Genomic DNA, 13,153 nt, shown 5'->3' on the forward strand with positions numbered 1-13,153 from the left:
CGTCAACAACACGGTCATTACCAACTACCGAAAGAAAGCGCCAAAAGAAGACAGAAGAGCACCGTTAGAGCGAGGACGAGAATCTCAGGAAATCCTAAAGTGACCACTCTCCTAAATTCTCCAACCGCCCCCTTGGAACCCTCCTTTCTTTTCATCAATTCAAGGGCCACCGAGTCCCTCTTCCCCTTCCAGAGAAACGACGCATCAAGGGCGTCTACCAGAATTTTACCGTGACCCCTCGTGTTAATTACAAGGCTTCGGTTGCCACCGCACGACGAAATCTCCGCATAGGGGATAGTATACCTACTAAAAGCGTTGTTGACGACCACTTCACGCTCCCCGTATTTTACATATGGATTAAGGAAGAGGCGCCATATAACGTACATCGCAAAGGGTGCCCAGGTAAGCATCGCAAACCGCCCACTCCAAGTGGGCTCGCCACCCAATGAAACAAGAAGCTGGAGCCCAATAATGCCCAGTTGGCCAGAGATGGCCAGAAAAACCTTACTAAACCTTCTGATCTTCACTGACTCTTACGCTTCCCTGGATAGAGCGGGTTTCGCCTCAAGCTGCGGACGTGATCCATGCGGCTCCAGCGGCGTTACTCATACTGACAAAGCATGCCAGCGCGTGACTATTGCCGCTCCGTTTTTGATCTGGCTGGCATGACAGGTACGCCTGCCCCGAAGTTCGACTGGAACTCCCGGTCGCGGGGTGCTGCTCGATGCGTGCGCGCCGCGCGGGTCGCTCGCTCCCTCCCACTGCGGCGGAGTGCGGCCCTGTTCCGTTTCTGTTCCGGCGCAGAGCGAGAGATTCCCGAAACTGTTGGCAAGTTCTGGAACATGAAATCGCAGCTCAGGCGGGGTTTCGGGGGTCGGCCGCAGGTCAGAGAAACGCTGGGGTCAGAATCCGGCCCACATGCCGGCTCGACCGATGCTTCCCGGGCGCTGCGTCGGCCCGTGGGTCGTGGACCGTTCCTCGCAGAGTCCCCTATGCTCGCGAGGCAGTCGGTCTGAATAGTCCATTTAGGGGGCGCGGAGCCGCATGGTCGACGAGATCAAGTACGAGTACAAGACCGTGCAGACAGTTCGCGGCACCGACGGCTTGGTGATCTCGAAGATGCAGAAGGATGGCTGGGAGCTCGTGGAACAGGCCCAGGGCACGCTTCGCTCCACCCTCAACTTCCGTCGGCCGAAGAAGCCGCAGCCGTGGCTCCTGATCGGTACGGCGGCCGCCGTCCTCGTGATCCTGACCGTCGTCATCGGCGCTGCCTCTGCACTCAGCGGCGGAGGCGAGAATGAGGACGAGTCAGACAAGTCGACGGTCGCTGCGAGCGAGAAGCCTTCCGCTACGCCGGCTCCGACCGCGGCCGAGTCGTATGCCACTGAGGTGATCACGCCTCAGAACAACCGGGAGTTCGCGGCGCTGCTGAGGGCGGACTATTGCGACGACGCGAACCTGGACTTCGCGACCAGGCACGAGGGCCAGACGGTCGCGTTCAACGGCTCGATCGTGAACATGGTGCCCCACGGTGACTCCGACACCCGGTACGACTTCCTCCTGGGCCCAGGCGACAAGGGGCCGAACACAGCGGTTGGCTCGGCCTTCAAGTACGAGGACGTCAACATCTTTGACCTGAAACTGACCGGCAAGAAGATCCCGGCCACCGTCGGCGTAGGCGACAAGTTCCGCTTCGTTGCCGAGGTGGGCGAGTTCAACGCGGAGCAGTGCCTCTTCTTCCTCGACCCGGTCTCGACGGAAGTCCGGTAGTCAAGATGGGCAGCCGCGTCAACGGACCAGCGCGCCCGGCCGATTAGCGCCGTCATCAGCATCGGCCTGCACGCTCGGCTACTTCCTGCGCTGGATGATCGCGGCGCTCCGCTCGGGAGTGGCGCCGAATCGGATTCTGGGAGGACTACTTCGATCACGTCCCGGACGCCGTGGCGGAGTACGACCGGCTGAAGGCTGAGATCCTCACCGAGTCCATCTGAGGAGTCGGCGGAGTCCGTGCCATGAGCCACATGTGACTGCTGGAAGCCGCTGCGGGTGTGTACGTATTCTGCGGGTCGGGCTCGCGGCGCAGTGAGGTGTGGATGTGCATCGGTCAGATCTGATCCATACGGGCTGGATCTGGGAGGAGAACACGAGAGTTCTCTGTGAAGTTCTCGCGTGGCTGGTCGGCTATACATTCGATGATCTTGACTGGATGGCGATCGGTGCCGCCCTGCCGGATACGGATGATGAGAATGAGGGACGTTGGTACAGCTACCCCTTGGTGGGTGGCAAGGCCACACTCGAATTGCGACTGGCACAGGCGGTAGGCGGTTGTGAGTTGTCCTTTGAGGTCTTCGGATCTGCCGATGAGGTTCTCTCTGCGCAGATCAGGCTCGCGGGGGACATGGCCGCTCAGTATGTGATCATGAGCCGGAGGGCACAGCAAGGGCACATGACACTGTGATCAGCTGCGAAATGCCGAGAACCACCGAGACGGCCGTTGCAGGTCATCGCGATGGTTCAGGGTTTTGTCGCAGGTCACGGCGATGCCTGATTACTTCAACCGCAAGTGACGACCGGTGGTGTCCACCTTGGGAAATGCCCATATGGATCTCCCAGAGGGGTGCGATGACCGTTGAGGCGACCGGGTGCGAAGAAGGCATCCATGGCCTTCCGCGCCCGGTCTGCGGCATCGGGCGGCAGATGGGTGTAGGCGCTACTGTGCCGTCATGCTGAAAGGACGCCGCCTTGAGCGCGACCGTTTGGAGGTGCTGCTTGCGAAGGCCCGCGAAGGGCGGAGCGGGGCACTGGTCGTGCGGGGTGAGGCGGGGATCGGCAAGTCGGCCCTGATCGAGGATCTGGCGTCGGTCGCGGACGGGATGGAGGTGTTACGGGGGGCCGGCATCGAGACCGAGGCCGAGTTGCCATTCAGTGGGCTCCACCTGCTCCTGCATCCGTTCGTGGACCGGCTGGACGTTCTGCCGGGCCAGCAGGCGGCCGCCATGCGGTCGGTGTTCGGCCTGGCCGAGGTTCCGGTGCGCGACCCGTTCCTCGTCGGCGCCGCGACGCTGACGCTGCTGTCGGACCTCGCCGCGCGGCGGCCGCTGGTGTGCCTGATCGACGATGCTCAATGGCTGGATCAGGCGTCCTCGGACGCGCTGTTGTTCGCAGCGCGCAGGCTTCACGAGGATCCGATCGTGATGGTCTTCGCGGTACGGGACACCGCACAACCGTTCCTCACGCCGGGGATCGAGGTCATGCGGCTGGACGGACTGGACCGTGACTCCGCCGTGGAACTGCTGGCGGAATGCGCGCCCGAGCTGACTGTTCCGGTGCGTGACAGGCTCCTGGAGGAGGCGGGCGGCAACCCGCTGGCCCTGATAGAGCTTTCCCACGCGTCGAGGGACGGCCTGGTCACGCCGGTCGGTCCGCTGAGGATCGCCGGACGCGTGCAGGACGCCTTCCGGGCCCAGTTGGAGGAGCTGCCCGCGGCCACTCGCCTGCTCCTTCTGCTGGCGGCGGCCGACGGCACCTGCGAACTCGATGTGGTCCTGCGGGCGGGCGTCGCCCTCGGTGCGTCACCCGTCGATCTCGGTCCGGCTGAGGAGGCCCGTCTCGTCGTCACGTCAGCCGACGAGATCAGGTTCCGTCATCCGCTGATCCGCTCGGCCGTGTATCAGAGCGCCCCTCATCATCAGCGCATCGCGGTACACCAAGCCCTGGCTGGTGCGCTGTCGCTTGTGGCGGACTCCGACCGCCGCACGTGGCATCGGGCCGCCGCGGCCACCGGCCCCGACGATGAAATCGCCGGCGAGCTGGAACACACCGCCGAGCGAGCCCGATATCGCGGTGGGGCGGTGGCGGTCGCCTTGGCGTACGAGCGGGCCGCGCGGCTCAGCACCGGCCAGGAGGGCAAGGCGCAGCGCATGGTCCGCGCGGCCCGCTCGGCCTACGACGCCGGCCGCCCGGAATGGGCGACCCGGCTGGCGACCGAGGCCGCTGCGCTGACCGGCAGGGCCGCCGTCGTCGCCGAGGCCACCTACGTGCGCGCGCAAGTGGCCTACGAAAGCACCTCGCCGGCCGCCGACGCGGCCCTGGCGTTGGAGGGCGCCACGCTGATCACCGGCACCCATCCGGAGCGGGCGGTGTCCATGCTGACCGAGGCCGTGTGGGCGGCCCGTGACGCATGCGCCCACGATCTCGTCAAAGAGGCCGTCGCCCAGTTGGAGACCGTCCGGCTGCCCTCGGGCGCGGCGCTGACGCCCGTGGTGGCGGCCCTGATCGGGTACGGCAGGCACGCGGAGGGCGATTTCGGCGCGGCGGTCGTGCCCATGCGCGCGCTGGTCGAGGCTGTCCGGACCGGAACCGTCCAGGACTTCGTCGAGCGGGTGATCGCCGGATTCATGGGGCTGCTGACCGCCGACGACGTGGCGGCGACGGACCTGCTGGAGTCGCTGGCGGCCGACGTCAGAGCGGACGGGTCGCTCGGCTGGCTTCCGTACGTACTGGAGCCGCTGGCCATCGGCCGGCTGCTGCGGGGCGACTTCCGCGGCGCTCAGGCCGACCTCGCTCAAGGCATCTCGCTGGCGTCCGACATCGGCATGGACATGCAGGTGACCGTGCTGAAGGCCATCGCGGCCTGGCTGGCCGCCGTCATCGGCGACGCCGCCGAGTGCCGTGCGTTGGCCGCCGAGGTGCGTGAACACGCCGCCCTGCACCCCACCAACGCGGCCCTCGCCTCGTGGGGCGTGGGACTGCTCGATCTCGCCGAGGGACGTTCCGAGCAGGCGCTCGACTGGTTCGAGGAAGCATGTGGGGGCCCTGCCCGGCACGATCTCCTCATCAGGGCCATACCGGATCACGTCGAAGCCGCCATCCGCACCGGACGCACCGACCTGGCCCGACGACACCTGCCGACCCTGGCGGCGTGGGCCGGCCACAATGACGTCGGCAAGGCTCTGGAGTTGCGCTGCCAGGCCCTGCTCGCCGACGGTGACCAGGCCGAACGCCACTATCGCGCCGCGCTGCGGCTCATCCCCGACCGGCCGTACGAACTCGCGCGGACCAGGCTCGCCTACGGAGAATGGCTGCGCCGCCAGCGCCGCCGCTCAGAGGCCCGCGCCGCTCTGGCGCAAGCAGAGGACACCTTCGCCAGGCTCGGCGCGGCACGCTGGGCCGAGCGTGCCCGCACCGAACTGGCGGTCCTCGGCGACAGACCCGTGGCCCATGCTCAGGCCGACGACCCGCTCCAGCGGCTGACCCCACAGGAACTCCAGGTTGTGCGACTGGCCGCAGCCGGGTACAGCAACAGGGAGATCGCGGCGCGCCTGTACCTCAGCCCGCGCACCGTGGGACATCACCTCTACCGGGCTTATCCGAAGATCGGCGTGACCCGCAGGATGGAGCTCGCCAAGCTCCAGCTGTGAGCCGTATCAGTCGACCTACTTACTCGTCACCATGGCCGGCACCCGTCGCGGACCGGCCTGCGGTACGCCGTTGCCGTCGCCGCCCGTCCTGATCAGCGGATCTGTCAGAGCAGTCGTGAGGCCGATGCCCGCCCTGCCGTGCCGTCCCTAGATTCGAGCCATCGAACCGACGAACGGAGACGCACATGCTTCTGGAGAACAAGACCGCGGTGATCTATGGGGGCGGCGGAGCCATCGGCGGCGCGATGGCGCGGGGCTTCGCCGCCGAGGGAGCGCGGGTCTTCCTCGCCGGGCGCACTCCCGGCAAGCTCGACACCGTCGCCGCGGACATCCGCCGCCAGGGCGGCCTGGCCGAGACGGCGATCGTGGACGCCCTGGACGCGAGCGCCGTCAACGGCTGGGTCGACTCCATCGCGGCACAGACCGGCAGCATCGACGTCTCGGTCAACGTCATCTCCCAGGACGCGCTGTTCGTGCCGCTGCTCGACATGCCCGTCGCCGACTTCGGCCACGCGATGGACAAGGTGGCGCGCTCGTTCCTGCTGACCGCACAGGCCGCCGCACGGCACATGGTCAAGCAGGGCTCGGGAGTCATCTTGCACTTCGGCGGCTCAGACCCGGCCAACTCCTCGCCCGGCCTGGGAACCGTACAGGTCGGCTGCGACCTGATCGAGGCCATGCGCCGCCAGTGGGCCTGCGAGCTCGGCCCGCACTCCGTACGCGTGGTCTCGATGCGTACCGGTGGGATCCCCGATTCCCTGCCCGACCTTCCCGAGATGGCGCCCTACAAGCAGAAGATGGTGGATGCGACGCTTCTCAAGCGAGCCGCGACCCTGGACGACGTCGGCCGAGTCGCCGCGTTCCTGGCGTCGGAACACGCCAGGAGCATCACCTCCACGCAGGTGAACATGTCCTGCGGAGCCCTCGTCGACTGACACAACTTGAGGGACCTGCGGAAGCGACATTTGGAGAACAGCATGAACGACGACGTCACCCAGTACATCAACAAGACCGCGCCCTGGCAGATCGGCGTCTGCGAGAAACTGCGCGCAATGGTCCACGAGACCGTTCCCACGGTCGAAGAACGGCTGCAGTACGGCAAGCCGCACTTCCTCAAGAACGGCCACTTCGCGGCCGTCATAGCGGTCTCCCGGAACAAGGTGTCATTCATGGTGTTCAACGCCACGGACATCCCTGTGGTCAAGGGCTTCATCCGAGCTCTGGGCCAAGGGGAACGCAAGGTCGTCGACATCGAAGAAGGGCGGGATGTCGACTACACGCGCCTCGCGGACATCCTGGAGAAGACCACGATCGCTTTGTGAGCAACAAGACCGACCTCGCGCGGCCAGGAGCGAGTCTCCGGCAACGGCATCGCCTGCTGCCGAGGTGTCGTCAGCCGGCGCTTCGGAAGGGTGCAACGTGCATACCCGTTGTCAGGGGTTCCCTGACGAGCTATGGTGTCAGGGACGCCCTGACACCATAGGAGCACGCTGTGACATCGCCTGACACCCTGACCGAACTCGCTCGCTGTTCCTTCTGCGACAAGCCGGACACCAAGGTCGACAAGCTGGTCGCCGGTGCTGGAGTGCACATCTGCAACGAATGCGTGGCTCTCGCCGCGTCGATCATCGACGGGAGCCTCGGTAGTCCCGCAGGACCGCGCGTACCTGTCTGGGAGTCGTTGACAGACGAGGAGATGCTGGGTCACATTCCGCGCGTCGCCGCACATATCGACCAGGCCGAGGCCGACCTTCGTTCGTGGGTGCAGGAACTGCGCCGACGCGGCGTCACCTGGAGCAAGATCGGCGAAGCTCTCGGGGTCACCCGCCAGTCCGCATGGGGACGGTTCTCCGGCGAGGAGTGAACGCCCTGCAACCTGCTCACCGGACCGGAACGGAGGGAGCCCTCGGTTCCGGTCCGGTTCCGTCCGGGGCCCGCGAAGTGCCGGGGGGCACACTCGGGGCGCATGGCGCCGTGGTCGGCTGCACCGATTAGGTGCTCTGGGGGCTTGAATCTTCACTAAAAGGATCATTAGCCTCAATCTGGCCGGTCGGGGATTCCTGTTCCGTCTCGCGGGATAGCCGCCTGGGCACCCGTGCTCTTGGTGCCAGGTCTTGGAGGTACGGTGGCCCCCGATTCGATCTCCGCGATCGACCACATCTCGGCCGGATACGACCCGAACCCCGCGTTGTCGATGTCGTTGCACGCCGACGCCTATACCGATCCGAAGTGGTTCGAGGTCGAACAGCGGGCGATCTTCGCTCGTTCGTGGCAGTGGCTCTGCCACGTGGAGAAGCTGAGGGAGCCGGGAAGCTATGTGACGGGCACGGTGGCCGGCATGCCCATCGTCGCCGTCCGGGACGCGGCCGGCACGCTGCGGGCGTTCTACAACGTGTGCAAGCACCGGGCACATGAACTGCTGTCCGGTTCCGGCGTCCGGCGCAGCATCGTGTGTCCGTACCATGCGTGGAACTTCGACCTGACCGGCCAGTTGAGGCGCGCGCGCAACACCGGTGACATGCCGGGCTTCGACACCTCCACGGTGTGCCTGGACCAGGTCCAGGTCACCGAGTTCGGCGGCATGGTCTACGTCAACCTCGACCCGGAGGCGGCCCCTCTGTCGGAGCAGGCCGGGGACCTCGAGGCGGAGATCGAGGCGAGGGCGCCCGACGTGGCCAAGCTGACCCTCGCCCGCCGGCTCACCTATGACATCGCCTCCAACTGGAAGAACGTCGTCGACAACTTCCTGGAGTGCTACCACTGCCACGTGGCCCACAAAGACTTCGTGTCCCTGGTCGACATGAGCACCTACAAGGTCACGACCTACGGGATCTACTCCAGCCACATGGCCCAGGCCGGGAGAACGGAGAACTCCGCCTACGACGTGTCAGGTGCGACGGTCACCGAGCATGCGGTCTGGTGGCTGTGGCCCAACACCTGCCTGCTGCGCTATCCCGGCCGGGGGAACTTCATGGTGTTGCAGATCATCCCTGACGGCCCGCAACGGACTCGCGAGATCTGGGACTTCTATCTGGAGACCGCGGAGCCCGACGAGACCGAACTGGACAGCATCCGGTACATCGACGAGGTTCTCCAGGTGGAGGACATCGCCTTGGTGGAAAGCGTCCAGCGCGGAATGCGCACCCCCGCGTTCACCCAGGGGAAGATCGTTTATGACCCCGACGGGTCCGGTTTGTCGGAGCACGCGGTCCACCATTTCCACGGCCTCATCCTCGATGCCTACCGACGCGAGCTTGAACGATCCTGACCTGGGGGTCCGTCGGACCTCGCCAGGGGGAGCCGCCCCCGTCGCTCAAGCGGGTGCTACCTCCGCGAGTCGCGTCTGACTAGGTCGTAATAGTGATGGTTTGCGCTGTTTTGTGGTGACATGTCGAGCGTAGATAGGATCACCGCGCCCCGAACCTGGGACTAACTCGTGGAGTACCCGTGTCTCAACCCCCCCTCGATATGCCGGAATACCCGAATACGGCCAGCGGATCGCACCCGCCGTTCGCCCGGCCGGACGGCCCTCCCGAATACCTGGGCAGCGGCCAGCCGCCTTACCCCGGCTACCCGGGCAGTGGCCAGCCGCCTTACCCCGGCTACCCGCAACCTTCGGCGCCTCCACCGAAAAAGCGTAATGTCGGCAAGATCGCCACCATTGGTCTTGCCGCGCTGGGCGCCGTCCTCGGCAGCACCGTGGTCAATTACGCCCTCAAGGACCACACCGAGAAGACGAACGCTGTTCAGAGCGGTATCCGGACGCACGTCGTCGAACCGGCGACACTCGGTGGTCGGCCCAAGATCGTGGACGCCGACCTTCGCGCGGTGAGCGACCAGGTGGTCGCGACAGCGAAGAAGGCGGCGCCGGGAGCGACCGGAACAATCTCCGCCTTCTACGGCGACCCGGCGAAGCAGGACATGGTCATGATTCTCGGCGTGTCGGCTCACGTCCCCTCTCCGGAAAAGGCGGCCGGCCAGCTCGTCAGCGGCATGGGAAGCGGCGGTGTGAAGGTCACCAACGTGAAGTCGGTCCAGCCGGGACCGCTGGGCGGCGCGGCCAACTGCGGCGACGCCACCATCGAGAACATCCCGACCGGTGTGTGCACCTGGGCCGACGGCAACACCATGGGGATGATCGTCATCTACTTCAAGTCCGGCGATCAGACCGGGACCGAGCTCGTGAAGCTTCGCAGTGAGATCGAGCAGCGCGACTGACTCCACCTTTCTTGAATCCCCCTCCGGCGGCGTCGGGCGTCAACAGCGCCAGCTGATCTCCTGATCGGGCTGGTAGCGGCACGCGGCGCCGGTGGAGACGGTGGCGCGGAGATGGGCAGCGAGCTCGGGGTGGAGCCGGTCGAGCTTCCGCAGGACGTCGCGGATCCGGGCGGTGACCGTTTTGCGGGCCCGCTCGGCCTCGTCGCCGAGCCGGCGGTCACGCCCGCCGAGCCCGGCGGCGGAGCGCAGTTCCGCGAGCAGCGCCTCCCGCTCCCTGTCGAAGTCCGCCGCCCTCCGGTCGTCGCCGAGCCCGGCCGCGCGGTCGATCTCCTCGTCGAGCTGGGCGAGGCGGCGCCGGTACCGGGCCTTGGCCTCCTCGTCGAGGATCGGGTCGCCGCCCATCCGCCGGGCCGCGACGACGAGCGGGCCGCCTTCGGGGTCGAGGAGCTCCACGGCGGACACGTCCGTCCCCGGACGGCTCAGCAGGCGGTGGAGATCGCGCAGACCCTTGGCGTCGGGCAGGTGGACGGTGCGGCCGGCGAATCCGAGTGACCAGACCTCGCCGTCCCGCAGGAACGTGTCGCCCCGGGCGGGCACGTGGACGGCCTCGGGCGGGCGCGGATGCACCTGCAGCCGCTGAACGCTCTCGGCGATGTGTGTCATGCCGATCTGAGCCGCTTCGGTCTCGACGTCGTCGAGAAGTCTTCCGGCAGCCTCCGCGTCCCCGGTCCTGTTCCGCGCGAGCAACGTCTCGGCAAGATGGACTCTCGCCTCGATCGACCAGGGGCGCGCCTGCAGGCGGTCGGCGGAGTGCCACGCGGCGGTGAACCCGTCGATCGCGTCGTCCCAGCGCTCCTGGGCCGCGTCGACGAGAGCCAGCCACAAGACCATCGGGCCGCCGATGTCCCATCCGTGCATGGCCACCGCCCAGGTGCCGATGTGCGGCTCGAGGTCGGCCCGTGCCTTCTCGCACAGCTCGGGGTCACGCGAGGCCGCGGCGACCATGGCCTGGAAACGCAGCCACAGGGGCTGCACCGAGCGCTCGCGCGGCTCGCCCTTGGCGGTGGCCTCGGCCAGGTAGCGCCGTGCCGGCTCGACGTCTCCCCTGCGCAGCTCGGTCATGGCCTGAAGAAGGCCGGGGCAGGGGTGCCGGCTCCTGAGGAGGACGCGGTGCACGTCCTCCAGATCCTCGAACCTGCCCTGGAGCAGCCGCACCGCCCAGCGATGATGATCGAGCATGTAGGCGAAGTGGTCGTGCCCGAGGCGTCCGTTGACCTCGACGACCTCGTTCAGGTGGCTCTCCGCCTCGTCGAAGCGGCCCAGGAGCGCGGAGACGATGCTGAGGTCGGAAGACGTGGCCAGGCCGAGGCGGGGAGTGTCGTCACGCCGGCCCAACTCGATGTACGCGTCGAACTGGTCGAGGTAACGGGGATCGCCCTGCTCCAGCAGGGCCACCCAGCGCAGGGCGGCGGCGTAGCTCTCCATCTCCACGTCGGCGGTGCGGCGGGCCAGGGTCAGGATCTCGTCGGTGAGCGCCACCCTCTCCGGCGCGGTGCCGGGACCCCAGATGCTGTCGTGCCGGGCCCACAGGCCGAAGACCAGGGCCTCGTCGTCATCGTCGCGTCTGGCCAGCACGGCGACCTGGACGGCCAGGTCCTGGGCGACGCGGTCGAGGGGCAACGCCTCGGGCGAATCCCGGCGGACGAGCCTGCGGTGTGCCTCTCTCAGCAGGCCGGCGCCCATCTGGCCGATGTGGTCGCGGCCGCAGGTTCCGTGGACGGACAACGCCACCCGGGCCAGCAACTCGGGGTCGTCCGCCTCCTGCGCCACAGCGGCGGCCTCTTCGAAGGCGTGCCACCCGACGTCGCTGTCACCCCAGTGATAGAGCTCGCGGCCGAAGTCGATCGCGATCATGACCCGCCGGCGCGGGCTGCCGTCCACGGCCAGATCGAGCGCCCTGCGGTAGTGGCCGGCCGCCTCCTCCGTCGCCAGACGCCGTACGGCATGGTGGGCCGCGCCGACCAGCAGTTCCACCGTGCGGGCCGTTCCGACGTGCTCGCCGGCGAGGTATGCGTGACGGGCGAGATCGGCGGGGACCGTCCGGACGGCGAGGTCCGGCGTCCGGTCGACGGCCCGGATGACCGCGGCGTGCCGGCGGGGTGCCTCGTCCTCGTCGAGAGACTCATAGAGCGTCTCGCGGACCAGGTCGTGCGCGAACGCGAACTTCGCTCCGCCTTTCGCCACGACGAGCCGGGCCGTCACCGCCTGGTCGAGCAGCCGGTCCACGTGCGCGACCGGTGCCGCGGCCGTGGCGGCCAGCACCTGGCGATGGAAGTCGCGCCCGAGCACCGCGGCCGTGGTGAGCAGTTCCACGACCGGCCGGGGGAGCAGGGAAAGCCGGCGCAACAGGGTGTCGCGGACACCGGGGGCGATCGCGGTGACCGACCCGCCGCTGCGCCACAACCGTGCCGTCTGCTCCACGAAGAAGGGGTTGCCCCCGGTGCGCCTGTGCACCTCCGCGACCAGATCGGGGGCCGGTTCGTGGCCGGCGGTGCGGGCCATCAGCGCCCCGACCCCGTCGCGGTCGAGTCCCGTCAGCGTGATCGTCGTCGCCCTCGACGCCAGCGGCAGCAGGAACGGCCGAAGCGGGTGGTCGGCGTGTTCCACCTCGACGTCCCGATAGGTGCCCACGAGCAGCAGTCGCTCGAACCAGGTGTGCTGGGCCGCGAACTCGAGCAGCTTCAGCGACGCGGCGTCCGCCCAGTGCAGGTCGTCGAGGACGACCACGACGGGGCGGCTCTGCGAGATCGACACCAGGGCGCTCGTCACCGCGTCGTACAGATGGAATCCGTCGACGACGTCGGAGTTCGGCGACTCGCCGAGCAGGGCGGCCAGACCGCCCCGCGCGGCGTCCTCGGCCGCCGACCACTCGCCGGGCGTGACGCTCCGCCGTACACCCCGCAGGACCTGCACCCACGGCCAGTAGCCCGGCGCGTTGTCGGAATCCCAGCACGATCCGCCGAGGACCAGGGCGCCCAGCCGTCTGGCCGCGTCGGCCGCGTCGGTGACGAGCGTCGTCTTGCCGATGCCCGCCTCGCCGGTGACCAGGACCAGGCCGCCGTGGCTCTCCGCGGCCCGGCCGATCTCGGCGCGCAGCATCGCGGCGGGATGGTCCCTGCCGATGAGCCCGCGAGTCACGTCGTCAATCCGCATCTCTATAGGAAGGTAGCCGTCCGTCCCGTCCGTGGTCCGGCGCTCACGGCGTTCGCCGGTGACGACGTGGATGTTCGGCGGTGGGCGAGTTCTCGGATTCCAGGAGTTGCCGTGGGGTTCCGGTGAAACCGGTCGACGATGACCGCAGCGGTGAGGTTCTCGATCGCACCGGTCCTGGCTTCTCCTCGGCGACGCTCATGGGGGTCCTTTCTCCCGAATGCTTAACGTGGAGCAAGTAATTCGGCACGCACGATGACGCCCGCCGGAAATGCCATATTAAGATTTCTGTCGTTTCTTCGCGC

Annotated in this window: 10 protein-coding genes; 8 read left to right on the top strand and 2 right to left on the bottom strand. The window is 67.4% G+C overall.

What is annotated here, in order from left to right; genetic code table 11:
* Window positions 1-17: 17 nt before the first annotated feature.
* Window positions 18-527 (bottom strand): hypothetical protein, encoded by a 510-nt coding sequence (locus Pmi06nite_RS11435; RefSeq protein ID WP_203952901.1) that lies wholly within the window; start codon window positions 525-527, stop codon window positions 18-20.
* A gap of 517 nt (window positions 528-1,044) precedes the next feature.
* On the opposite strand from Pmi06nite_RS11435, the gene Pmi06nite_RS11440 reads away from it, so the two are divergent.
* From Pmi06nite_RS11440 to Pmi06nite_RS11475, 8 genes are all read left to right on the top strand, one after another.
* On the top strand, window positions 1,045-1,770 hold the full coding sequence (locus tag Pmi06nite_RS11440) for a DUF4839 domain-containing protein (RefSeq protein ID WP_203952902.1): 726 nt from the start codon (window positions 1,045-1,047) through the stop codon (window positions 1,768-1,770).
* Window positions 1,771-2,089: 319 nt separating this feature from the next.
* Entirely contained in the window at window positions 2,090-2,458 is a 369-nt protein-coding gene (locus tag Pmi06nite_RS11445) for a hypothetical protein (RefSeq protein ID WP_203951079.1), read from the top strand.
* A 265-nt stretch (window positions 2,459-2,723) separates the two neighbouring features.
* The gene (locus Pmi06nite_RS11450; protein ID WP_203952903.1) at window positions 2,724-5,420 is read left to right on the top strand and encodes an ATP-binding protein; all 2,697 of its coding nucleotides are present in this window, start codon (window positions 2,724-2,726) and stop codon (window positions 5,418-5,420) included.
* A 185-nt stretch (window positions 5,421-5,605) separates the two neighbouring features.
* The gene (locus tag Pmi06nite_RS11455) at window positions 5,606-6,355 is read left to right on the top strand and encodes an SDR family NAD(P)-dependent oxidoreductase (protein WP_203952904.1); all 750 of its coding nucleotides are present in this window, start codon (window positions 5,606-5,608) and stop codon (window positions 6,353-6,355) included.
* Window positions 6,356-6,397: 42 nt separating this feature from the next.
* Window positions 6,398-6,742, top strand: coding sequence for a DUF1801 domain-containing protein (locus tag Pmi06nite_RS11460; protein ID WP_203952905.1), 345 nt, complete (start codon window positions 6,398-6,400; stop codon window positions 6,740-6,742).
* 170 nt (window positions 6,743-6,912) lie between these two features.
* Entirely contained in the window at window positions 6,913-7,284 is a 372-nt protein-coding gene (locus Pmi06nite_RS42565; RefSeq protein WP_203952906.1) for a ClpX C4-type zinc finger protein, read from the top strand.
* 261 nt (window positions 7,285-7,545) lie between these two features.
* Window positions 7,546-8,688 (top strand): aromatic ring-hydroxylating oxygenase subunit alpha, encoded by a 1,143-nt coding sequence (locus Pmi06nite_RS11470; protein ID WP_239113831.1) that lies wholly within the window; start codon window positions 7,546-7,548, stop codon window positions 8,686-8,688.
* Between the two features lie 179 nt (window positions 8,689-8,867).
* The gene (locus Pmi06nite_RS11475; RefSeq protein ID WP_203952907.1) at window positions 8,868-9,638 is read left to right on the top strand and encodes a hypothetical protein; all 771 of its coding nucleotides are present in this window, start codon (window positions 8,868-8,870) and stop codon (window positions 9,636-9,638) included.
* 39 nt (window positions 9,639-9,677) lie between these two features.
* On the opposite strand, the gene Pmi06nite_RS11480 is transcribed toward Pmi06nite_RS11475, so the two are convergent.
* Window positions 9,678-12,851: an AAA family ATPase gene (locus Pmi06nite_RS11480; protein ID WP_239113832.1), complete on the bottom strand. Its 3,174-nt coding sequence runs from the start codon at window positions 12,849-12,851 to the stop codon at window positions 9,678-9,680.
* Window positions 12,852-13,153 lie beyond the last annotated feature (302 nt).

Origin of the sequence: Planotetraspora mira (genome assembly GCF_016863275.1) — a bacterium.
Taxonomy (GTDB): domain Bacteria; phylum Actinomycetota; class Actinomycetes; order Streptosporangiales; family Streptosporangiaceae; genus Planotetraspora; species Planotetraspora mira.

What these genes read in the sequence shown, in the direction of transcription:
- Pmi06nite_RS11460 (WP_203952905.1), top strand. Translation starts at nt 6,398, where the DNA reads ATGAACGACGACGTCACCCAGTACATCAACAAGACCGCGCCCTGGCAG.
- Pmi06nite_RS11480 (WP_239113832.1), bottom strand. Translation starts at nt 12,851, where the DNA reads ATGCGGATTGACGACGTGACTCGCGGGCTCATCGGCAGGGACCATCCC.
- Pmi06nite_RS11455 (WP_203952904.1), top strand. Translation starts at nt 5,606, where the DNA reads ATGCTTCTGGAGAACAAGACCGCGGTGATCTATGGGGGCGGCGGAGCC.
- Pmi06nite_RS11450 (WP_203952903.1), top strand. Translation starts at nt 2,724, where the DNA reads ATGCTGAAAGGACGCCGCCTTGAGCGCGACCGTTTGGAGGTGCTGCTT.
- Pmi06nite_RS11440 (WP_203952902.1), top strand. Translation starts at nt 1,045, where the DNA reads ATGGTCGACGAGATCAAGTACGAGTACAAGACCGTGCAGACAGTTCGC.